The following is a 22,880-nucleotide window of genomic DNA, read 5'->3' on the forward strand; positions in this document are numbered from 1 at the left end:
CCACAGGGTTCGACGGTGCAGCGCAGACCGGGTTTACAGGTCGCCGTAACCCAGCGAACGCAACGCACGCTCGTCATCGGACCAGCCGCCCTTAACCTTGACCCACAGGTTAAGCATGATCTTGGAGTCGAACAGCAGCTCCATGTCTTTGCGCGCCTCGGTGCCGATGCGTTTGATGCGCTCGCCCTTGTCGCCAATGATGATTTTCTTCTGGCCGTCACGTTCGACGAGGATCAAGGCATGGATGTGCAGGGTTTTGCCCTGCTGCTTGAACTCTTCGATTTCCACAGTGATCTGGTACGGCAGCTCGGCGCCCAACTGGCGCATGATTTTCTCGCGCACCAGTTCGGCGGCGAGGAAGCGGCTGCTGCGGTCAGTGATCTGATCTTCCGGGAAGAAGTGATCGTTTTCCGGCAGGTGCTCGGCGATCACTCGTTCCAGCGTGTCCAGGTTATGCCCGTGCTGGGCCGAGATCGGCATGATCTGCGCGTTCGGCAGCTGCTCCTGCAACCAGGTCAGGTGCGGCATCAGCTCGGCTTTGTCTTCGATGCGGTCGGTCTTGTTCAGCGCCACGATCAGCGGGCCGGTCACGTACTGAACGCGCTCGAGGACCATCTGGTCTTCGTCGGTCCACTTGGTGCGGTCGACCACGAAAATCACTACGTCAACGTCTTTCAACGCCGCCGAAGCGGTCTTGTTCATGTAACGGTTCAGGGCCTTTTCGCCGCCCTTGTGCATGCCCGGGGTGTCGACGTAGATCGCCTGCACGGTGCCTTCGGTCTTGATGCCGAGCATGTTGTGACGGGTGGTCTGCGGCTTGCGCGAGGTGATCGCCAGCTTCTGGCCGAGGATGTGGTTCAGCAGCGTGGACTTGCCCACGTTGGGACGGCCGACGATGGCAACATAGCCACAGCGCGTTGCGGTTGTTTCAGTCATTGCCATTCTCCACACCCAGGGCAATCAGTGCTGCGGCGGCCGCTACCTGTTCGGCAATACGACGACTCACACCCTGACCTCGGCTTTTTTCATTCAGTAAGATGATTTCACATTCGACGAAGAACGTTCGGCAATGCGGCTCACCCTGGATATCCACCACTTCGTAACGCGGCAGCTCACAACCACGCGACTGCAGGAATTCCTGCAGGCGGGTTTTCGGATCTTTGTTGGTGTCGACCAGTGTCAGGCCTTCGAACTCTCCGGCCAGCCAGGCCAGCACGCGCTCGCGCGCCATGTCCATGCCGGCGTCCAGATAAATCGCACCAATCAGCGCTTCCAGGGCATCGGCCAGAATCGACTCGCGACGGAAACCGCCGCTTTTCAATTCGCCGGAGCCCAGGCGCAGGTATTCACCCAGGTCGAAACCACGGGCCAGTACGGCCAGAGTCTCACCTTTCACCAGGCGTGCGCGCAAACGCGACAACTGGCCTTCGCGGGCCAGCGGGAAGCGATCGAACAGCGCCTCGCCAGCGACGAAGTTGAGGATGGCATCACCGAGGAACTCCAGGCGTTCATTGTTGCGCCCGGCAAAGCTGCGGTGAGTCAAGGCCAGGACCATCAGCTCCTGGTCTTTGAAGGTGTAGCCGAGCTGACGCTCTAGACGGCTTAAGGAAACGCTCACGGTTTACCCACGCTGAGTTCGTGGCTGGATTCCACCGCCATCGCCGTGGTGCGGCGCAGGCTTGGGACAATTAACGCTGTGTTCAAAAATAACGTCCTGAATATCGTTGTTTTCATGCTTCTGTCGCCGATTATGCCGGTTCCAGAAATGCATTCGGCGCTGTGTTCAACAGCGCCGTGGGTGATTACTTGATCAGGCCAACCCGCGAGAAATTCGGCAGGTGACTGAGTTTGGGTTCCGGCCAGCTCATCCAGACTGCGAAGGCCTTGCCGACAATGTTCTTGTCGGGAACCATGCCCAGCAGATCCTTGGGAATACTCGGATCATCCCAGTAGCGACTGTCGTTCGAGTTGTCGCGGTTGTCGCCCATCATGAAATAGTGCCCGGCAGGCACGGTCCACGAATGATCCGGCGTTGCGCGGTAGCGGCTCATTTCCTTGCGGATAAGGTGCTCGGCGGCGCCGAGTTTTTCCTTGTAGAGCTCGGCACTGCCCAACGTGCCCGGCTCGGAGCCGACCAGTTGTTCGGCAATCGACTCACCGTTGACGAACAGACGCTTGTCCGCGGTATAGCGAATCTGGTCACCCGGCAGGCCGACCACACGCTTGATGTAATTGACGTTCGGGTCGCTCGGGTAGCGGAACACCATGACATCGCCGCGCCGCGGATCACCGATTTCGATGACTTTCTTGTCGATCACCGGCAGGCGGATCCCGTAAGAAAATTTGTTCACCAGAATGAAGTCGCCGACGTCCAGGGTCGGTTTCATCGAACCGGAAGGAATCTGGAACGGTTCCACCAGGAACGAACGCAGCACCAGCACGATGAACAACACCGGGAAGAACGACTTGCCGTATTCGACCAGCAACGGCTCTTTGTTCAGTTTCTCGACCACCACCATGTCAGCCTGGCTGACGCTACCCTGGTAAGAGTTAATGGCAGCCCGGCGCCGTGGCGCCAGGAACAGCAGATCGAGCAACGCCAGCAGGCCGCAGACGAACACGGCGATGACCAGCAACAGCGGGAAATTTAGTGACATAGGACCTAACTATCCAACCTGAGCACTGCAAGGAAGGCTTCTTGTGGAATCTCCACGTTACCGACCTGCTTCATGCGTTTTTTACCGGCCTTTTGCTTTTCCAGCAGCTTTTTCTTACGGCTGACGTCACCACCGTAGCATTTGGCCAATACGTTCTTTCTGAGTGCCTTGACGGTTGTACGCGCCACAATCTGACCGCCAATGGCGGCCTGGATTGCCACGTCGAACATCTGGCGCGGAATCAGTTCTTTCATCTTCTCGGTCAACTGGCGACCTTTGTAGTGCGCATTGTCGCGGTGCACGATCAGCGCCAGGGCGTCGACCTTGTCACCGTTAATCAGCACATCCAGTTTCACAAGATTAGCTGATTGATAACGATCGAAATGGTAATCCAGCGAAGCGTAGCCACGGCTGGTGGACTTCAGACGGTCGAAGAAGTCGAGGACCACTTCGTTCATCGGCAAATCGTAGGTCACTTGAACTTGCGTACCGAGGAACAGCATGTCGTGCTGCACGCCACGCTTTTCGATACACAGGGTAATGACGTTACCCAGGTGTTCTTGCGGTACAAGGATATTGGCCCGCACGATCGGTTCACGCATGTCTTCGATCGACGACAGGTCCGGGAGCTTCGACGGGTTGTCGACGTAAATCGTTTCACCGGTTTTCAGCAACAACTCGAAAATTACCGTCGGCGCAGTGGTAATCAGGTCCAGGTCGTACTCGCGCTCCAGGCGCTCCTGGATGATTTCCATGTGCAGCATGCCGAGGAACCCGCAACGGAAGCCGAAGCCCAGTGCGTCGGAGCTTTCCGGGGTGTACTGCAGAGACGAGTCGTTGAGGGTGAGCTTTTGCAGCGCTTCACGGAAATCTTCGAAGTCGTCGGAGCTGACCGGGAACAGACCGGCGTACACCTGCGGCTGAATGCGTTTGAAGCCTGGAAGCACATCAACGTCTGGCGTGGAGCTCAAGGTCAGGGTGTCACCGACCGGTGCACCGTGAATGTCCTTGATACCGGCAATGATAAAGCCCACTTCGCCGGCCTTCAGGTCAACGGTGGCGGTGTGTTTCGGGTTGAAAACGCCGACGCTGTCCACCAGGTGGATCTTGCCGGTGGACTTGACCAGAATCTTGTCGCCCTTCTTTACGCGACCGTGACGCACGCGTACCAGGGAAACAACGCCCAGGTAGTTGTCGAACCAGGAGTCGATGATCAACGCTTGCAGCGGATCTTCGATGTTGCCGGTCGGCGCGGGAATGGTGGTCACCAGACGCTCGAGCACTTCGTCGACGCCCAGACCGGTCTTGGCGGAGCACTCGACCGCGTCAGTGGCATCGATGCCGATGATTTTTTCGATTTCTTCTTTGACGCGCTCTGGATCGGCCTGTGGCAGGTCGATCTTGTTCAGGACTGGCATGACTTCCAGGCCCTGCTCAATCGCCGTGTAGCAGTTGGCAACCGACTGCGCCTCAACGCCCTGACCGGCATCGACCACCAGCAACGCACCTTCACAGGCCGCCAGCGACCGGCTGACTTCGTAGGTGAAGTCAACGTGGCCGGGGGTGTCAATGAAGTTCAGCTGGTATTTGATGCCATCGCGAGCGGTGTAATAAAGGGTAACGCTGTGGGCCTTGATGGTGATCCCGCGTTCACGCTCCAGGTCCATGGAGTCCAGTACCTGGGCTTCCATTTCGCGCTCGGCAAGGCCGCCGCACATCTGGATGAAGCGATCGGCCAGCGTCGACTTGCCATGGTCAATGTGGGCGATGATGGAGAAATTGCGGATATGACTCAAATCACTCACGGATCAACACTCAAAAAGGCTGCAGGCATAGCCCGCCGAAAAATAGCCGGGAATTGTACCTGATCCACGGCGCAAGCGTCACGTTCGCAGGTCAGACGGCGCGTACAAAAACGCCCCGGTCTTGCGACAGGGGCGTTTTGAGTGACAAGCAATGTCGGGAATAACCCGCGATCAACCGGCCCGGCGCAACAACCAGACCCCGGCCAGGGCACAGACTCCAGCCGGTACCAGCACCGCAAACAGCGGCGAGAAACCGAATACCAGGCTCGATGGCCCCAACAAATCCTGGACGATGCGGAAGGTGAAGCCCACCAGCACACCGGTAAAGACCCGCTGACCGAGGGTCACCGACCGCAGCGGGCCGAAGATGAAGGAAATCGCCATCAACACCAATGCAGCGGTCACCAGTGGCTGCAACACCTTGACCCAAAACGCCAGCCAGTAACGACCGTTGCTCAGGCCCTGGTCAGCCAGGTAGTGGATGTAACTCCACAGACCGGTGATCGAGAGAGACTCAGGCGCCATCACCACAGTGCTCAGCAGTTGCGGGCTCAGGGCCACCTCCCAGCGCTCGACCGGGGCTGTCACCACTTCGGTGCTCTTGTCATGGAACAACGTGGTCGTGACGTCGCTCAGTTGCCAGTGATCCGTGTCGAATTCCGCGCGCTTGGCGAAGCTCGAAGACAGCATGTGGCGTTGATCGTCGAAGCGATAACGGGTCACGCCGTACAGCAGACCATTGGGTTGTACGGAGTTGACGTGAATGAACTCGTCACCCTGACGGTGCCACAGACCGTGCTTGGCGCTTTGCGCGTCACCACTGCCCTGGGCCAGTGAACGGTTTGCCTGAGCGGTAACTTCCGTGGCTGGCGCGACGTATTCGCCGATCAACAGCCCCACCGCCATCAAAAGCAGCATCGGCTTCATGACGGCCCAGACGATTCGACCGAGCGACACGCCCGCGGCGCGCATGATGGTCAGCTCGCTGTGGCTGGCCAGGCTGCCGAGGCCGATCAGACAACCGATCAGCGCCGCCATCGGCAACATGTCGTACAGACGGCGTGGTGCAGTCAGCAAGACGTAGCTCAAAACGTCCATCAAGGTGTAGGTATCGCTGACTTCGCTCATCTCATCGATGAAGGCAAACAGCGTGGCCAGACCGAGGATGATTCCGAGTACGGCCAGGATCGCGATGAATACGCTGCTACCAATGTAGCGGTCGAGCTTATCCACGGGCCACCTCCAACGCACTGCGGCGACTCGCCATCTTCAAGCGCAGCGGCTCCCAATAGAGCAAGCCCAGGCCAATGACCAGGAAGATCGCATGCACCCACCACAAGCCCAATGCCGGCGGGATCTTGCCCTTTTCGAGGGCACCGCGAGCGGCAATCAGGATGGTCAGGTAAGCCATATAAAGAAGAATCGCCGGCAGCAGCTTGAGGAAACGGCCCTGTCGCGGATTAACCCGCGACAGCGGCACCGCCATCAGGGTCACGATGAAGACCAGCAACGGCAGAGACAGACGCCATTGCAGTTCGGTGCGCGAGCGGATGTCGTCGCTGCCCAGCAAGGAGCCAGTGGTCATCGCGTCGCGGTCGGTCACTTCGTCGCTGACATCAGGCTTGGGTAGCAATACGCCGTATTCCTCGTATTTGATGGCGCGGTAATCGGCCTGACCTGGATTACCATCGTAGCGGTAGCCGTTGTCGAGGATCAGATACCGATTGCCGTCTGGGCGAATTTCCTGACGGCCCTTCTCGGCCACCAGTACGGAAATCCCCCGATCCTTTTTGTCGGAATTAACATTTTTTTGCGAAATGAACACGCCGCCCAGATTGATGCGGTCATCCGACAATTGTTCGGTGTAGGTCACCCGGGTACCGTCGCGCAAAGCCTGGAAGCGGCCTGGTTCGAGGGTATCGAACTCAGTCAGTGCGTCCTGTTTGTTCAGCAGCAGCTGGAACTGGTTGGCACCTTGTGGCGCCAGGCTCAGGCTCAGCCAAGCCACCACCAGCGCAACCAGCGTGGCCGGAAACAGGGTGATCCGAAACAGCCGCTGCTGGCTCATGCCGGTGGCCGACAACACGGTCATTTCGCTGTCGAGGTACAGACGACCGTAGGCCAGCAGGATGCCGAGAAACAGCCCCAAAGGCAGGATCAACTGCAGGAAACCTGGCAGACGAAAACCCATGATCAGGAACAGCGAGCCCGGATCCAGGGCGCCAGCGGCTGCTTGGGCGAGGTATTTGATGAAGCGTCCGCTCATGATGATGACCAGCAGCACGGCGCTGACGGCGCTCAAGGTCAACAGGACTTCGCGGGATAGATAACGGAAGACAATCAAACCAGACACTCCAGGGTTGTCAGGCTAAGCGGCCAAACAAACAAACGTATCGGTCGGCCCGCAGGGCAGAGCCGCCGAGAAAGATGGCGCATTATCCTGTGATTGGGTGCGCCTGTCACTGCGCATGCTCAAGCAGACACCTGAACCACCGAAGTTCGCACGACCGAGGGTTGTCAGGCGCCAGTAGCGAGGTTCAAACTGCGGCCTTTGTCGCTGGCACTGCTCCGGCGTCTTTCTACTTATTTTATTAAGCAAGCCCTCTGCGCGTCGCGCATTTTGACCATTAATTCAGGGACCCGGACATGGAACTGGTTGTAAAAAGTGTTAGCCCGGAAACGTTGAAGACCGCCACGCTGGTGGTCGCCGTCGGTGAAGGCCGCAAGCTCGGCGTCGTTGCCAAACAACTCGATGAGCTGAGCGGTGGCGCCATCAGCGCAGTACTCAAGCGCGGCGACCTGGCTGGCAAAGTCGGCCAGAGCCTGTTGCTGCACAGCCTGCCTAACCTCAAGGCCGAACGCGTATTGCTGGTGGGCGTGGGCAAGGACGACGAGCTGGGCGATCGCCCGTTCCGCAAAATCATCGCCGGTATCCTCAACACCCTTAAAGGCCTGGGCGGCAGCGATGCAGTGCTGGCCCTGGACGAAGTCGTGGTCAAAGGCCGCGACAGCTATGGCAAGACCCGCCTGTTGACCGAAACCCTGGTGGATGGCGAGTACACCTTCGACCAGTTCAAGAGCCAGAAAGCCGACCCGCTCTCGCTGAAGAAAGTTACCTTGGTGACCATCAAGGCAGCACAGGCTGAAATCGAACGCGCCGTGGCCCACGCCACCGCGATCGCCAACGGCATGGCCTTTACCCGTAACCTGGGCAACCTGCCGCCAAACATCTGCCACCCGACGTTCCTGGGCGAGCAAGCCAAGAACCTGGGCAAAGAATTCAAGAGCCTGAAAGTCGAAGTCCTCGATGAGAAGAAGATCAAGGACCTGGGCATGGGTTCTTTCTACGCCGTCGGCCAGGGCAGCGCCCAGCCACCGCGCTTGATCGTCATGCAATACAACGGTGGCAAGAAATCCGAGAAGCCGTACGCACTGGTCGGCAAAGGCATCACCTTCGACACCGGCGGCATCAGCCTCAAGCCGGGCGCCGGCATGGATGAAATGAAGTACGACATGGGCGGCGCCGCCAGCGTGTTCGGTACCCTGCGTGCCGTGCTTGAGCTGAAACTGCCGATCAACCTGGTGTGCATCCTGGCCTGCGCCGAGAACATGCCGAGCGGCAATGCTTCGCGTCCAGGCGACATCGTGACTACCATGAGCGGCCAGACCGTGGAGATCCTCAACACCGATGCCGAAGGCCGTCTGGTGCTGTGCGATGCCCTGACCTACTCCGAACGCTTCAAGCCGCAAGCGGTGATCGACATCGCCACCCTGACCGGTGCTTGTATCGTCGCGCTGGGTTCTCACACCTCGGGCCTGCTGGGCAACAACGACGAGCTGATCGGCCAACTGCTGAGCGCCGGGCAATCCGCCGACGACCGCGCTTGGCAACTGCCGCTGTTCGATGAATATCAAGAGCAGCTGGACAGCCCGTTCGCCGACATCGCCAACATTGGTGGCCCGAAAGCCGGTGCTATCACCGCTGCCTGCTTCCTGTCACGTTTCACCAAAAACCTGAACTGGGCGCACCTGGACATCGCCGGCACGGCCTGGACCAGCGGCGGCAAGGACAAGGGCGCCACTGGCCGTCCGGTTCCCCTGCTGACCCAATACCTGCTGGACCGCGCCAAAGCCTGAAACCGATGACCTGGGGTGGCGTTGCTTTCGGGTAACGCCGCTCAAGGCTCAGGAACCGCAATGACCAAAGTCGACTTCTACATCCTGCCCAGCGCCGACCCTTCGGCACGGCTGAATTTCGCCTGCAAACTCACGGAAAAAGCCTGGCGCATGGGCCACCGTATTTACCTGCACTGCGGCGATGCCGCCCAGCGTGATGACCTCGATGCGCGTTTGTGGGCCTTCAAGGGCGAAAGCTTCGTGCCCCACGGCCCCGCCGAAAGCGAGCCGGAGGGTTTGATTGTCCTGGGTCTTGGCGATGACTGCGGCCAGCATCAGGACCTGTTGGTCAATCTCGACCTCAAGGTGCCGGTATTTGCCAAACAGTTCGCCCGCGTGGCGGAAGTGGTGGTGGAAGATCCGACGATTCGTTCGGCTGCGCGGGAGAGTTTCCGTTTCTACCGCGAACAGGGCTATCCTCTGCAAGATCACCGTTTACAGCGACTCTGAGCCTTCCGATGGACACTCCAAAACTGCCGCAAAAGTCCGCGCACCTGCTGGATGACCTCGAGTCGATCCGCCAACTGCTCGGCGATGACAACCTGCAACCGCCCTTGCTGACCGACACGGTCATTGAAAGTGATCAGGAACAGATTCCCATGCTGTTCGACACGGTCGGTAATGCGCCGCAGCCGGTCGAAACGACACCACCACCCGCCCCGGCTGCGCAACCGTCGCCTGCGGCCAGCAAAGGTCCCGACGCCCTGCTGCACCTGGACAGCGAACTGCGCGCCGCCGCGCAATTGATCATGCAAGACGTGATCGACGACTTCGCCCCGCACATCGAAACTGAAATCAAACGCCGTCTTGATGCGCGGATGGAGCGGCTACTCGCCGCAGCTACAAGCGGCAAGCCTTAAGCTGCAAGTAAAAGCAAAGCCGACGCGTACTTCTTGTGGCTTGTGACTTGTGGCTTGTAGCTGCCCCCCTCCGCTATACTTGCCGGCTTTTCTTCAGCAAATGCCAATAGGGTCCCGCCGCGCATGGATAAGACCTACCAGCCGCACGCCATTGAAACTTCCTGGTACAACACCTGGGAGTCTGAGAATTACTTCGCCCCGCAAGGCGCGGGCGAGTCCTACACCATCATGATCCCGCCGCCGAACGTCACCGGCAGCCTGCACATGGGTCACGGCTTCAACAACGCGATCATGGACGCCCTGATCCGTTTCCGCCGCATGCAGGGTCGCAACACCCTGTGGCAGCCGGGTACCGACCACGCCGGTATCGCCACGCAAATGCTGGTGGAACGCCAACTCGAAGCCCAAGGCCAGAATCGCCATGATCTGGGCCGCGAAAAATTCCTCGAGAAAGTCTGGGAGTGGAAGGATCAGTCCGGCGGCAACATCAGCCGTCAGATCCGCCGCCTCGGCTCGTCCGTGGACTGGAGCCGTGAGCGCTTCACCATGGACGACGGCCTCTCGGAAGCGGTTAAAGAAGCGTTCGTGCGCCTGCACGAAGACGGCCTGATCTACCGCGGCAAGCGTCTGGTCAACTGGGACACCAAGCTGCACACGGCGATTTCCGACCTCGAAGTGGAAAACCACGACGAGAAAGGTTTCCTGTGGAACCTGAAGTACCCGCTGGCCGACGGCGCCAAAACCGCTGAAGGCAACGATTACCTGATCGTCGCGACCACTCGCCCGGAAACCATGCTCGGCGACGCCGCCGTGGCGGTTAACCCGAACGATGAACGCTACAAAGCCCTGATCGGCAAATTTGTCGAGTTGCCGCTGGTTGGCCGCCGCATTCCGATCATCGCCGACGATTACTGCGACCCTGAGTTCGGCACCGGTTGCGTGAAAATCACCCCGGCCCATGATTTCAACGACTACGAAGTCGGCAAGCGCCACAACCTGCCACTGCTGAACATCTTCGACAAGAATGCTGACGTACTGCCAGCGGCCCAAGTGTTCAACCTAGATGGCAGCGTCAACGAGCAAATCGACGGCACGCTGCCTGCCGAGTTCGTCGGCCTCAACCGCTTCCAGGCCCGCAAGGAAATTGTGGCAGCGTTCGAAGCCGCCGGCCTGCTGGTCAGCGTCGACGATCACGCCCTGAAAGTGCCAAAAGGCGACCGCTCCGGCACCATCATCGAGCCATGGCTGACCGACCAGTGGTACGTCTCCACCAAGCCATTGGCCGAGCCGGCCATCGCCGCCGTTGAAGACGGCCGTATTCAGTTCGTGCCAAAGCAATACGAAAACATGTACTTCTCATGGATGCGCGACATCCAGGATTGGTGCATCAGCCGTCAGCTGTGGTGGGGCCACCGGATTCCGGCCTGGTACGACGAGTCGGGCAAGGTCTATGTCGGTCGCGACGAAGCCGAAGTGCGTGCCAAGAACAACCTCGGCCCGGACGTTGCGCTGCAACAGGACAACGACGTTCTCGACACCTGGTTCAGTTCGGGCCTGTGGACTTTCTCCACGCTCGGCTGGCCGGAGCAGACCGAATTCCTGAAGAAATTCCACTCCACCGACGTGCTGGTGACCGGTTTCGACATCATTTTCTTCTGGGTTGCCCGGATGATCATGCTCACCATGCACTTGGTGAAAAATGAAGACGGTACACCGCAGGTTCCGTTCAAGACCGTTTACGTGCATGGTCTGGTGCGTGATGGCCAGGGCCAGAAGATGTCCAAGTCCAAGGGCAACGTCCTGGACCCGCTGGACATCATCGACGGCATCGAGCTGGAAGAGCTGGTGCAGAAACGCACCTCCGGCATGATGCAGCCAAAACTGGCGAAGAAGATCGAGAAGCAGACCCGCGACGAGTTCGCCGACGGCATCGCCAGCTACGGCACCGACGCTCTGCGCTTCACGTTCTGCTCGCTGGCATCGACCGGTCGCGACATCAAGTTCGACATGGGCCGCGTCGAAGGCTATCGCAACTTCTGCAACAAGATCTGGAACGCTGCGCGCTACGTGCTGGATAAAGGCGAAGATTGCGGTCAGAACGGTGAAGCCTACGAGCTGTCCCTGGCGGATCGCTGGATCATTTCGCAGTTGCAACGCACCGAAGCCGAAGTGACTCGTCAGCTCGATCAGTTCCGTTTCGACCTGGCCGCACAAGCCTTGTACGAGTTCATCTGGAACCAGTATTGCGACTGGTACCTGGAACTGTCCAAGCCTGTGTTGTGGGACGAAAATGCACCTGTTGAACGTCAGCGCGGCACCCGCCGTACCCTGGTTCGAGTGCTGGAAGTCGCGCTGCGTCTGGCGCACCCGTTCATGCCGTTCATCACCGAAGAAATCTGGCAGCGCGTCGCGCCGCTGGCCGGTATCGAAGGCAAGACGATCATGCTGCAACCTTGGCCAGTGGCCGTTGAGGCACGCATCGATCAGGGCGCCGAAGACGACATCGAATGGCTCAAGGGCCTGATGCTCGGCACGCGTAACATCCGTGGCGAAATGAACATCGGTCCGGGCAAGCCGCTGAACCTGTTCCTGAAAAACGTCAGCGCCGAAGACCAGCGTCGTCTCACCGAGAACGAAGCGCTGCTGAAGAAGCTGGCGCGTCTGGAATCGATCACCGTTCTGAAGGCCGGTGAAGAAGCACCGCTGTCCGCCACCGCACTGGTCGGCGAGATGGAAGTGCTGGTGCCAATGGCTGGCCTGATCGACAAGGACGCCGAACTGGCCCGTCTGGACAAGGAAATCCTGCGTCTGCAGGGCGAAGTTCAGCGCGTCGGCGGCAAGCTGTCCAACGCCGGTTTCGTTGACAAGGCCCCGGCCGAAGTCATCGAGAAGGAACGTGCCAAACTGGCTGAAGCTGAACAGGCTTTGGGCAAGCTGGCCGAGCAACATGCGCGGATTGCCAGTTTGTAACGGGTAAATCGTAATGAAAGAGGGAGGCCCGTGCGGTCTCCCTTTTTTATGACACGCCAAACACCAAAACCCGCTTTTTGTAGGATCCCCCGCGCTGCCATTGTCTGTGGGACAATACCCGCCACTTTTAGCCATACCCGAATCGACAACGCCCATGAACGCCCCCCGCACACCAAGACCTGCGCGCAAGAAGCCTGACTCCGCTACCCCGGCCAAAGCCGTGGAGCCCCGCGAGAAGGCCAGCCTGCACCCGCGCAATCGCCACCAGGGTCGTTATGACTTCCCGGCGCTGATCAAAACCACGCCGGAACTGGCGCAGTTCGTGATCATCAACCCGTATGGCAAGGAAAGCATCGACTTCGCCAGTCCGGACGCGGTTCGGGTGTTCAACCGGGCGCTGCTCAAGTCGTTCTACGGCATCGCCCATTGGGACATTCCGGCTGATTACCTGTGCCCACCGGTGCCGGGCCGCGCTGACTACGTGCACTTCCTGGCCGACCTGCTGGCCAGCGTCAACGACGGCGAGATTCCTCGCGGTGCACCGGTCAAGGTGCTCGATATCGGCATGGGTGCCAACTGCGTCTATCCGTTGATCGGCTACAGTGACTACCGCTGGCACTTCCTCGGCTCGGAAATCGACCCAACGGCGGTGGCCGCCGCCAAAGCCATCGTGCAATCCAACGGGCTGAACAAAGCGATCCAGCTGCGCCAGCAAAGCAATCCCAAGCACATTCTGCTGGGCCTGCTTGAGCCCGGCGAACGCTTTGACCTGACCATGTGCAACCCACCGTTCCACGCCTCGATGGACGAGGCAACCAAGGGCAGTGAGCGTAAATGGCGCGCACTGGGCCGCGCCGATCCGAAACGCAAACTGCCGGTGCTGAACTTTGGCGGTCAATCGGCCGAACTGTGGTGCGAAGGCGGGGAAGCACGGTTTGTGACGCAACTGATCGCCGAGAGCGCGCATTTTCAACACAAAGTGCTTTGGTTCAGCACCCTGGTCTCGAAAGCCTCAAACCTGCCTGCGATCCAGACGGCGCTGAAAAAGGCTGGCGTGCTGGAAAGCCAGGTCGTGGAAATGTCGCAAGGGCAGAAGCAAAGCCGCTTCGTCGCCTGGACGTTCCAGACTAAAAGCGAGCAGCAGGTCTGGCGCGAACGTTGGGCGCGTAAAAGCTGAGTAATTGCTGACAAGCCAAATTACTGAGTGCTGAAATCCCTGTGGGAGCGGCGGTGCGACGATTCGACTTGCCCGCGAAAGCAGTGTGCCAGGCGTCAAAGAAGGCGACTGACACGCCGCCATCGCGGGCAAGCCCGCTCCCACAAGGATCGGCGGTGTTTGAAGAATTTATGGCACAAAAAAACCGTGCCCGGATTACTCCGGAGCACGGTTTTTTTTTAACAAGTCTTACTTGTTAACAGCGTCGGTCAGGCCTTTGGCCACAACCAGCTTGATAACTTTCTTGGCAGCGATTTCGATGGCAGCGCCAGTCGAAGGGTTGCGGCCGGTACGGGCAGGACGCTCAGTCACTTTCAGCTTGCCGATACCTGGCAGGGTGATTTCGCCGCCGTTTTCCAGCTGATCGGCAACGATTTGGCCCAGTTGGTCCAGAGCGTTACGCGCGGTGGTTTTTGGCGCGTCGATAGCTTCAGCGATGTCGGCGATCAGTTGGTCTTTAGTAAGAGCCATGTAATGTTCCTTCCCTATCAAATTCATATGGATTGCAGAGTGCAGTGTCAGCCATCGAGCCCGATCTTCTGGATCTGGCACCCTCGGCCATAACCACGACGAGTCGGGGTTATAGATACCGAAATCAGGGTTTGGTTCGACCTGACAAATGCTGAATGCACGCTTAACGCAGTGACTTCGCGTAAGACCGGGCAAAACTAGCACAGAGACGGGGAAATATCCGCCTCTAGCTACCCATTTGGTCAGCTTTATTGCTCTAAATCGGCAAAAAACTGCATAAGGGCCGGCGGACGGCTGCAAATTGCCCTTGGCACCACGCCAAAACCAGTGGTTGCGGTACACTGAGCGCTTTTTCGGAGGAGCACGCCCTCCTCTCTTCAATCAGCCGAGAAGCCCATGCCGATCCGTCATTGCATCGTCCACCTGATCGACAAAAAACCCGACGGCACACCCGCAGTTCTTCATGCCCGCGATTCCGAACTGGCCGAGTCCAGCGCCATCGAGTACATGCTTGCCGATCTCAACGAGAGCTACAACGCCAAACAAGGCAAGGCCTGGGGTTTCTTCCATGCCGAGTCCGGGGCGCATCCGTTCAGCGGCTGGCTGAAGGAATACCTCGACGGCGGGAAGGACTTCACAGCCTTCAGCCGGGTGGCGGTGGAACATCTGCAAAAGCTGATGGAAGAGTCGAACCTCTCTGTGGGCGGCCACGTGCTGTTTGCGCATTACCAACAGGGCATGACCGATTACCTGGCCATCGCCCTGCTGCACCACAGTGAAGGCGTGGCAGTGACCGATCAGCTGGACGTGACCCCTTCACGACACCTGGACCTTGGCCAACTGCACTTGGCAGCGCGGATCAACGTCTCCGAGTGGCAGAACAACAAGCAGTCCAAGCAGTACATTTCGTTTATCAAAGGCAAGAACGGCAAAAAGGTTTCGGAGTACTTCCGCGACTTCATCGGCTGCCAGGAAGGCGTCGACGGCCCCGGCGAAACCCGCACCCTGCTCAAGGCCTTCAGTGACTTCGTCGAAAGCGAAGACCTGCCGGAAGAGTCCGCGCGCGAAAAGACCAAGACCTTGGTGGATTACGCCAGCAGCCAGGCAAAAATGGGCGAGCCCATGGGCCTGGAAGAATTGTCCGGACTGATTGACGAAGAACGCCCGAAAGCCTTTTACGATCACATCCGCAATAAAGACTACGGCCTGTCGCCTGAGATCCCGGCGGACAAGCGCACCCTGAACCAGTTCCGCCGTTTCACCGGCCGTGCCGAGGGCTTGTCCATCAGCTTCGAAGCCCACCTGCTGGGCTCGAAGATCGAATACGACGAAGAAGCCGGCACGTTGATCATCAAAGGCCTGCCGACCCAATTGACCGACCAGCTCAAGCGACGCAACTGATGCTCGGCGGCGTATTGAAGAAATGCCTGCTGATCTTGCTGGTGGTCGTGGTTTACCAGAACTGGGGCAAGATCGAGCGCGTGTTTCACCCCTCGCAAGTGGTGTCCGAGCAGACTCAGGCCAAGGCCAATGTCGTGCTCTACGCCACCGATTGGTGCGGCTACTGCAAGCTGACCCGACGCTTTCTCGACCAGAAGGGCATTCCGTACAAGGAATTCGATATCGAGAAAGATGCGCAGGCGCGCACGGCCTATGAGGCGCTGGGAGGACGCGGGATTCCGCTGATCGATGTCAACGGAACGTTGATACGCGGGTATGACCCGGACAAGGTTCTTGCGGCGCTGGAATAGCTCTTCAGGCCCGACCCCGTCCCTTGTGGGAGCTGGCTTGCCTGCGATAGCGCAGTGTCAGGCAACATCAATATTGCTGGGCTGACCTCATCGCAGGCAAGCCAGCTCCCACAGGTTAGTGCATGGCCAGAAAATCAGTGGTTAGCACCTAGAGCGCTTCGATGCGAAACCCGAACCGCGGAAAGTGCACATGCACCACGCCGGCCCGCTCGTCCTCGCGACGCAAAATCAATTCTTCGCTACCCGCAAACAACAATTCACCCGCCACCGGATCAACCCCATAATCAGTCGCGGCAATCACCACCTGCTGACCAACCTCGAACCCGTTCGGCTCCTCAAACTGCTCATCCGGCAACGCAGCCGGTGTGGCGTTGCGCGCGACTTCAAGCGCTTCCTCAGAAGTCATCTCGCTGAACGCGCCATGACCAAACCCCATCACACGGCCAAACCACGCCAAAACCGCCGGATAAGCATCCACCAACGGTGATGTCACGTGCGTCGCTTTGAGGAACCACAACGAGTGGGCCAGGGCAAAGTCGGCAATCGATGGCTCACCGAACAGGAAGTCCCCCTGCTCACGCTGAAGTTGCTGCTCCAGACGCGCCATGATCGTTGGCCATTGATGCCGAGCCTGTTCGGCAGACGGCCGTGTGGCACTGCCACCGCTGAATAATCCGGCGCGATCGGCCAGGAAGGCCTTGATCGCTTCCGGTGACAACTTGCCAAAGCGCACCGCCACCGACGCCGGCTGGAACACCAGGCTGACCGCATGCTGGAACACCACCGAATCGGCCCACGCCGCGAAGGTTGCGGTAATCATTTCCTGACCTTCCGGGAAGAACGCCGGCAAGGCTTTTTCCTGCTCCAGACGACGAGCCATCAGCGCGGTGTCGCAATAGACATCAGCACCAATCTGCAACACCGGCGTCTTGCGGTAGCCGCCGGTCAGGGCAGTCAGATCGGGTTTTGGCATCACTGGCGAGATGTTCACCGAGCGCCAGGACAGCCCCTTGAAGCCCAGCAGCAAGCGGGCCTTTTCGGCGAAAGGGGACGTCGGGTAGTGATGAAGAATCAACTCGGACATGCTCGGCTCCGCCGCTCGGATAAGGAGCTCGCAGCTTAACGCGCAATCCACAAGCAGCCTACCCATCTGCCTGATGGGCGCTTATCAGTCAGATTGATAAGCCCGCAGCCGCGCTCGCGACCAGACATTCCTTGGCGCTTTTCTTGAGTTTTTTGATCAGTCGTTCCTGGCGCAGTGCTTCGCTTTTATCGCGGCAGATTTCGGTGTAGACCAATGCCACAGCCGGGCTGGACAGGAAGAAGCGTGCGCCTTTGCCACTTTGGTGGGTGGCGAAACGGCGGACGGGGTCGTCGCTGATCCCGCAGTAGAGCGAACCATTGGCCGCGCGAACGAGGTAGACGAACCAGGGTTTGCTGACGGGCAGCGGCGGTTCGGCGGCAATGACGGAAGATTCGCTCGAGGTGTTCACGTGACGATCAAGGCTTGTAGGAAACAAGCCGTGATCTTATCAGCGACTGGCCTGGAATGCCTTCAGCCCCTTCAGCGCCTGAGCACGAACGGCGTTTCTCACCACCGGCGTCCAGCCCAACAACAACCCTTTGAAACCCAGCGCCTGACGCGACCAGCGCCACAGATCAAAGCTGTCGTGATGCTCGCAGATCTTGCCGTCGCGAAAGACGAAACGCGCTTGAATATCATTGACCACGGTGTTGCCGGTCTGACTGAACAAATAAGTCGCGACCCAATGAGCCCCACCGGTGCGCTCGTCGCTGCGCACATTGTCGAAGGTCAGGGAGAAATCCTTCGCTCGGGTGGTCAGCATGCGCCACATGTCGCCGGCGTCGCGCCCGCGCAGTTCGCCGAATGCCGGATCACTGAACACCACGTCGTCGGTGTAGCAGGCGCTCATGGCCTCGGCATCCAGGCGCTGGAAGGCTTGGTAGAACCGGGTGATCAAGGCGTTGTGGGCATCACTCATGGGCAGGCTCTCTGGGTTGCAAAGTGGCGTCGAAAGATTGCCTGCACGATAGTCAACAAATGCGCAGAACACTATCGGCATTCGTGGCCCGAATACCGACAGTGCGCAGAACGTCAGACTTTCTCGCTTTGAACCTGAACGTACAACGAACGCCCGGCACCGAGGCCGGCGATGATCGCGCCGAGGCCGATGACGCCGAAGATCCAGCCCAGGGAACTCCAGCCGCCGGTCCAGTCATGCACCACGCCGACCGCGAACGGCCCCATGGACGCCAGGGTGTAACCGAAGCCCTGAGCCATGCTCGACAGATTGGCCGCGACATGAGCATCCCGCGAGCGCAGCACGATCAGGGTCAACGCCAGGCTGAACGTGGCGCCCTGCCCCAACCCCAGCAGGATCGCCCAGCCCCACAAGCCATCAATCGGCGCATAAAGGCAACCGAACAAACCGCCGAGGGTCATTGCCATGACGATCACGATTGCCAGCCGCTGATCCTTGCCGCGCGTCGCCAGCCAGGGTGCTGCCAGCGAGCTGATCAACTGGACAATCACCGAACCCGACAACACCAGCCCAGCCTGGGTTGGCGTCAGACCGCGGCCGATCAGAATCGACGGCAGCCAGCCAAACACGATGTAGGCCAAAGACGATTGCAGACCCATGTACAAGGTCACTTGCCAGGCCAGCGAATCACGCAGCAGGCCTCGGACCCGATAGGCAACATGATGCGCGCCGTGCTTCTGACCGACTTGCGGCAGCCAGAAAATCGCCGCGACCAACGCTGGAACCACCCAGAAGCCGAGACCCAAGGGCCAGCTTTTGTCGAAATGTTCGCTCAACGGCACGGTTGCCCCTGCCGCCATGGCCGCGCCCAGGCACAGTGCCATGGTGTAGACACCGGTCATGGTGCCGGCCTGTTTCGGGAAGTCGCGTTTGACAATGCCGGGTAGCAACACGCCGATCACCCCGATGCTGGCGCCGGCCAGCACGCTGCCGGCGAACAGGCCGACCTCGCCGAATGAACTGCGCAAAATGATCCCGCCGGCCAGCATCAGAAGAATCCCCAACACCACTCGCTCGGCACCAAAACGTCGTGCCAGCACCGGCGCCAATGGCGCGAACAGACCGAGGCAGAGTACCGGCAAGGTCGTCAGCAACCCGGCTTGGGCGGCCGATAGCCCCAGCGTCTTCGAGATTTCGCTGAGCATCGGCGCCATGCTCGACAACGCCGGACGCAGGTTCAGCGCCACCAGAATCAGGCCGAGCAACAACAGCCATGGCCGCCGCAGGACCGGGTGAGTTTGCTGAACCTGTTCGTCATCGGCCTCGGCGTCGATCAACAGCTCTTCGAGCTCCGCCGTACGCTTGAGCTCAGTGATGCTGCTGACCTGCTGGGTGGACATGGGGTTCTCGGTTTCAAGGTTCATTGATCAACTGCCTCGACAGGGCTTTGGCCCGTTCCGGGTCGCGTTGCTCGACGGCATCGAGCAGTTCGACATGAAGGTCGAACACCGCTTGGCGTCGGGGTGAGATGTTCAGGGTCTGGCGCAAGTGCGCGCCGACGATGCTGGAGAAATAGCGATACAGCTCGCTGAGTGTCGGGTTGTGCGCCGCATCCACCAGTCGACGGTGAAACACCAGATCGCAGGCGATGTAGGTGTCGAGATCGCCGTGGTAATGACTGCCACTGACACCTAGCGCCTCGCGCAATGCCACCAGGTCTTCATCGGTGCGGCGTAACGCCGCGAGGCCGATGGCTTCGACTTCCAGAATGTGCCGGGTTTCCCGAGCCTGTTCCTGAGTACAACGGGACAGCGCCTTCATGGTGTCCAGCGGATCAATCACCGCCCGCAGATAACTGCCGTCGCCCTGGCGAATCTCGATTAACCCGGAAAACGCCAACACGCGCATGGCTTCGCGCACCGTGTTGCGGCTGATGCCCAACTCAGACGCCAGTTCCGGCTCGGTGGGCAAGCGCTGGCCGACCGTCCAGACGCCTTCGGTGATGCGCAGGCGTAACTGATCCAAGGCCTGATCGACCAGGGATCGTTTAATTAATGGAGAAATGTCTGACATAGGATTCGCCCTTTCATCCAATCATAGGATGAATTTTCTGACATGTTAGTCAGCTCCATGTAGGACGACAACCGCCTAGGGTCAAGTGAGAGGAATGGAGCGGGATTTTCGATTGGTCAAAATTACCCTTTAAGGGTAATTTTAGGGATGGGATTCACAGTTTCTTATGGAAAAGAACACACCCCACTACAACTTGGCGGTGATCAAGGCAGATGTCAGGCGACTTGGAAGAAAAGCATTCACCAAGACCGCAGAAAAAAACGGCATGGATCTCGGCTTTAGCCTCAGAGAGATGCAAGAGGTCGTTTTCGAGTTGCAAAACAAGATGTTGTACAAATCGATGCCCCCCCCATGACGATCATCGAGTCTGGCAGGACGTGTATCACATCAATTCACAAGATCTGGAGATTTACATCAAGGTGACGTACCGCCCTGCCGGCGGCCCACCCGTAATCTCCTTCAAGGAGAAAAACCCATGAAAACCCAGCAATGTTTCAGCTGCGGTGCACGTGAGGGAATGAGGCATTTCGAAGGGCGCGGTGAAACCCTGAGTGTCAAGGCATGGAGCGCCGTGTAGATGATCTTTCTGGCTGGGAATGCCAGCAGTGCGGGGAAATCGAGTGGGCCCCCGATAGTGCAGAGCGTTATGGGGAAGCAGGTGATGCGCTGGTCATCGCTGCCAAGCAAATGATCGGCGCCGAGATGAAGCGCATCCGCCGCAAGTTGCACCTTACGCAAAAAGAAACGGTGCAACTGCTGTCAGGCGGCGGGCACAACGCGTTTTCACGGTACGAGCGCGGCGAAGTGCTTGCGCCGAAGGCGTTGATGCTGCTAATGCGCCTGCTGGATCGCTACCCGCACTTGCTCGCCGATGCGAAAACCTTGGGCGAAGGGGCAGATTTGAGGGGGGGGTTCAAATATACCGAGCATAAGGAACATGAAACCCTCACCGTTTCCTGAGCCACATAAAACAAACCCGGCGCGAGGCCGGGTTTGTTTTTGCGAGTCAGTCCGGTATCAATGCAGAATCTGGCTCAGGAACAGCTTCGTACGCTCATTCTGCGGGTTGTCGAAGAAGTCGTTCGGCGCAGCCTGTTCGACGATTTCACCCTTGTCCATGAAGATCACGCGGTTGGCCACGGTACGGGCGAAGCCCATTTCGTGGGTTACGCAGAGCATGGTCATGCCGTCTTCGGCCAGGCCGATCATGGTGTCCAGAACCTCTTTCACCATCTCTGGGTCGAGTGCCGAAGTCGGTTCGTCGAACAGCATGATTTTCGGTTTCATGCACAGGGCACGGGCAATCGCCACACGCTGTTGCTGGCCACCGGACAATTGCCCCGGGAATTTATGCGCCTGCTCCGGAATGCGTACGCGTTCCAGGTAATGCATGGCGATTTCTTCGGCCTTGCGCTTGGGCATCTTGCGCACCCACATCGGTGCCAGCGTGCAGTTCTGCAGGATGGTCAGGTGCGGAAACAGGTTGAAGTGCTGGAATACCATGCCGACTTCGCGGCGGATCGCTTCGATCTGCTTGAGGTCGTTGGTCAACTCCACGCCATCGACCACGATGCGGCCTTGCTGGTGTTCTTCCAGACGATTGAGGCAACGGATGGTGGTGGATTTGCCGGAACCCGACGGGCCGCACAAAACGATACGCTCGCCTTGCTTGACGTTCAGGTTGATGTCTTTCAACACGTGGAACTGGCCGTACCACTTGTTCACGCCCTGCATCTGAATAATGCCTTCAGGGCTCACAGGCTGTTTGATCGCTTCACTCATAAACTACGCTCCTAACGCTTGTGGCCAGTGTCCAGCTTACGTTCCAAATGCATGGAGTAGCGGGACATACCAAAACAGAAAATCCAGAACACCAAGGCCGCGAACACATAGCCTTCAGTGGCCATGCCCAACCATTTCGGGTCGGCGGCGGCTTGCTTGACGCTGTTGAGCAGGTCGAACAGGCCGATGATGATCACCAGGCTCGTGTCCTTGAACAGCGCAATGAAGGTGTTGACGATGCCAGGGATCACCAGCTTCAGGGCTTGCGGCAAAATCACCAGGCCCATGCTGCGCCAGTAACCGAGGCCCATCGCCGCTGCCGCTTCGTACTGACCTTTAGGGATCGCTTGCAGACCGCCACGCACCACTTCAGCGATGTACGCCGACTGGAACAGGATCACGCCGATCAGCGCCCGCAGCAGTTTGTCGAAGTTCATGCCTTCGGGCAGGAACAACGGCAACATCACCGAAGACATGAACAGCACCGTGATCAACGGCACGCCGCGCCAGAATTCGATGAAGGTCACGCAGACCACACGAATCGCCGGCATGTTCGAACGACGGCCCAAGGCCAGAACGATACCCAGCGGCAATGCGCCGACGATACCGACGGTAGCGATCACCAGGGTCAGCATCAGGCCACCCCACTGGCTGGTCGCCACTTCGGTCAGACCGAACCAGCCACCGTGCAACAAGGTGTAGGAAATGATCGGATAAAGCACCAGAAAGCTCAGCCCGTAGACCGCCTTGCGCGGGAAGCGCGAGATGAACAACGGCGCCACGCCAATCACCGCCAGCCACACGGTCAGGTCCACGCGCCAGCGCAAGTCTGTCGGGTAGTAGCCGTACATGAACTGGCCAAAGCGTTGCTGGATGAACACCCAGCAGGCGCCTTCCTTCGTGCAATCGGCGCGAGTAGTCCCGACCCAGTTGGCGTCGAGAATCGCCCAGCTCAAGATAGGCGGAATTATCAGATAAATCAGATAGAACGCGAACAGCGTCAGCAGGGTGTTGATCCAGCTGGAGAACATGTGCGCCCGCATCCACGCCACGACACCAATGCTACTGCTCGGTGGTGGCATGTCGGGTTTGAAAGTATGAGTCGTCATGCGCTTT

At 59.0% G+C, this 22,880-nt stretch carries 21 protein-coding genes and 2 pseudogenes; 9 read left to right on the forward strand and 14 right to left on the reverse strand.

Features of this window, described 5'->3' with window-relative positions:
* Positions 1-33 precede the first annotated feature (33 nt).
* From era to lptF, 6 genes are all read right to left on the reverse strand, one after another.
* Positions 34-936, reverse strand: a complete 903-nt coding sequence (era, locus tag LOY56_RS21340) for a GTPase Era (RefSeq protein ID WP_258617004.1) — start codon at positions 934-936, stop codon at positions 34-36.
* Complete coding sequence (gene rnc / locus LOY56_RS21345; protein ID WP_007905528.1) at positions 929-1,618, reverse strand: ribonuclease III; 690 nt, start codon at positions 1,616-1,618, stop codon at positions 929-931. The genes era and rnc overlap by 8 nt, the downstream gene beginning before the upstream one ends.
* Positions 1,619-1,802: 184 nt before the next feature.
* Complete coding sequence (lepB, locus tag LOY56_RS21350; RefSeq protein WP_258617005.1) at positions 1,803-2,657, reverse strand: signal peptidase I; 855 nt, start codon at positions 2,655-2,657, stop codon at positions 1,803-1,805.
* A gap of 5 nt (positions 2,658-2,662) precedes the next feature.
* Positions 2,663-4,462 (reverse strand): translation elongation factor 4, encoded by a 1,800-nt coding sequence (lepA, locus tag LOY56_RS21355; RefSeq protein ID WP_258617006.1) that lies wholly within the window; start codon positions 4,460-4,462, stop codon positions 2,663-2,665.
* A gap of 171 nt (positions 4,463-4,633) precedes the next feature.
* Positions 4,634-5,695: an LPS export ABC transporter permease LptG gene (gene lptG, locus LOY56_RS21360; protein WP_258617007.1), complete on the reverse strand. Its 1,062-nt coding sequence runs from the start codon at positions 5,693-5,695 to the stop codon at positions 4,634-4,636.
* Positions 5,688-6,806 carry an LPS export ABC transporter permease LptF gene (lptF, locus tag LOY56_RS21365; RefSeq protein WP_258617008.1) on the reverse strand — a complete coding sequence of 373 codons (1,119 nt, stop codon included), beginning with the start codon at positions 6,804-6,806 and terminating at the stop codon, positions 5,688-5,690. Before lptF ends, lptG begins: the two co-directional genes overlap by 8 nt.
* A 302-nt stretch (positions 6,807-7,108) precedes the next feature.
* Between lptF and LOY56_RS21370 the strand changes: the two genes are divergently transcribed.
* From LOY56_RS21370 to rlmF, 5 genes are all read left to right on the forward strand, one after another.
* Positions 7,109-8,599, forward strand: a complete 1,491-nt coding sequence (locus LOY56_RS21370; RefSeq protein WP_258617009.1) for a leucyl aminopeptidase — start codon at positions 7,109-7,111, stop codon at positions 8,597-8,599.
* 60 nt (positions 8,600-8,659) lie between these two features.
* Positions 8,660-9,088 (forward strand): DNA polymerase III subunit chi, encoded by a 429-nt coding sequence (locus LOY56_RS21375; protein ID WP_258617010.1) that lies wholly within the window; start codon positions 8,660-8,662, stop codon positions 9,086-9,088.
* An 8-nt stretch (positions 9,089-9,096) separates the two neighbouring features.
* Complete coding sequence (locus tag LOY56_RS21380; RefSeq protein WP_258617011.1) at positions 9,097-9,498, forward strand: DNA polymerase III subunit chi; 402 nt, start codon at positions 9,097-9,099, stop codon at positions 9,496-9,498.
* A 123-nt stretch (positions 9,499-9,621) separates the two neighbouring features.
* Positions 9,622-12,468, forward strand: a complete 2,847-nt coding sequence (locus LOY56_RS21385) for a valine--tRNA ligase (protein ID WP_258617012.1) — start codon at positions 9,622-9,624, stop codon at positions 12,466-12,468.
* 154 nt (positions 12,469-12,622) lie between these two features.
* A complete protein-coding gene (gene rlmF / locus LOY56_RS21390) occupies positions 12,623-13,645 on the forward strand; it encodes a 23S rRNA (adenine(1618)-N(6))-methyltransferase RlmF (RefSeq protein ID WP_064676012.1) in 1,023 nt (340 codons plus the stop codon).
* 228 nt (positions 13,646-13,873) lie between these two features.
* Here rlmF and LOY56_RS21395 read toward each other — a convergent pair whose 3' ends face one another.
* A complete protein-coding gene (locus LOY56_RS21395) occupies positions 13,874-14,155 on the reverse strand; it encodes an HU family DNA-binding protein (protein ID WP_007905514.1) in 282 nt (93 codons plus the stop codon).
* Between the two features lie 396 nt (positions 14,156-14,551).
* Here LOY56_RS21395 and yejK point away from each other — a divergent pair, with 396 nt between their 5' ends.
* Positions 14,552-15,556: a nucleoid-associated protein YejK gene (gene yejK, locus LOY56_RS21400; RefSeq protein WP_007905511.1), complete on the forward strand. Its 1,005-nt coding sequence runs from the start codon at positions 14,552-14,554 to the stop codon at positions 15,554-15,556.
* Positions 15,556-15,906 carry a glutaredoxin family protein gene (locus LOY56_RS21405; protein ID WP_123719445.1) on the forward strand — a complete coding sequence of 117 codons (351 nt, stop codon included), beginning with the start codon at positions 15,556-15,558 and terminating at the stop codon, positions 15,904-15,906. The genes yejK and LOY56_RS21405 overlap by 1 nt, the downstream gene beginning before the upstream one ends.
* A 148-nt stretch (positions 15,907-16,054) precedes the next feature.
* Here the strand turns inward: LOY56_RS21405 and LOY56_RS21410 are convergent, their stop codons facing one another.
* The 5 genes from LOY56_RS21410 to LOY56_RS21430 all read right to left on the reverse strand — a co-directional run bounded on the left by LOY56_RS21410 (position 16,055) and on the right by LOY56_RS21430 (position 19,982).
* On the reverse strand, positions 16,055-16,990 hold the full coding sequence (locus LOY56_RS21410) for a glutathione S-transferase family protein (protein ID WP_201062261.1): 936 nt from the start codon (positions 16,988-16,990) through the stop codon (positions 16,055-16,057).
* 88 nt (positions 16,991-17,078) lie between these two features.
* Positions 17,079-17,399, reverse strand: a complete 321-nt coding sequence (locus tag LOY56_RS21415; RefSeq protein ID WP_038981663.1) for a GIY-YIG nuclease family protein — start codon at positions 17,397-17,399, stop codon at positions 17,079-17,081.
* Between the two features lie 39 nt (positions 17,400-17,438).
* Complete coding sequence (locus LOY56_RS21420) at positions 17,439-17,909, reverse strand: nuclear transport factor 2 family protein (RefSeq protein WP_095051230.1); 471 nt, start codon at positions 17,907-17,909, stop codon at positions 17,439-17,441.
* Positions 17,910-18,022: 113 nt separating this feature from the next.
* Positions 18,023-19,333, reverse strand: coding sequence for a CynX/NimT family MFS transporter (locus tag LOY56_RS21425; RefSeq protein ID WP_258617013.1), 1,311 nt, complete (start codon positions 19,331-19,333; stop codon positions 18,023-18,025).
* Complete coding sequence (locus LOY56_RS21430; RefSeq protein ID WP_258617014.1) at positions 19,323-19,982, reverse strand: FadR/GntR family transcriptional regulator; 660 nt, start codon at positions 19,980-19,982, stop codon at positions 19,323-19,325. Before LOY56_RS21430 ends, LOY56_RS21425 begins: the two co-directional genes overlap by 11 nt.
* Positions 19,983-20,148: 166 nt before the next feature.
* Here LOY56_RS21430 and LOY56_RS21435 point away from each other — a divergent pair.
* Both LOY56_RS21435 and LOY56_RS21440 read left to right on the forward strand, forming a co-directional pair.
* Positions 20,149-20,461 (forward strand): annotated as a pseudogene (locus tag LOY56_RS21435) (type II toxin-antitoxin system MqsR family toxin).
* Positions 20,458-20,942, forward strand: a pseudogene (locus LOY56_RS21440) (type II TA system antitoxin MqsA family protein). The pseudogenes LOY56_RS21435 and LOY56_RS21440 overlap by 4 nt, the downstream one beginning before the upstream one ends.
* 57 nt (positions 20,943-20,999) lie before the next feature.
* Here the strand turns inward: LOY56_RS21440 and LOY56_RS21445 are convergent.
* Positions 21,000-21,764 carry an amino acid ABC transporter ATP-binding protein gene (locus LOY56_RS21445; RefSeq protein ID WP_010444394.1) on the reverse strand — a complete coding sequence of 255 codons (765 nt, stop codon included), beginning with the start codon at positions 21,762-21,764 and terminating at the stop codon, positions 21,000-21,002.
* An 11-nt stretch (positions 21,765-21,775) separates the two neighbouring features.
* Positions 21,776-22,873, reverse strand: coding sequence for an amino acid ABC transporter permease (locus tag LOY56_RS21450; RefSeq protein WP_258617015.1), 1,098 nt, complete (start codon positions 22,871-22,873; stop codon positions 21,776-21,778).
* Positions 22,874-22,880: the final 7 nt, after the last annotated feature.

The sequence above is a fragment of the Pseudomonas sp. B21-048 genome (assembly GCF_024748615.1).
Classification (GTDB): Bacteria; Pseudomonadota; Gammaproteobacteria; order Pseudomonadales; family Pseudomonadaceae; genus Aquipseudomonas.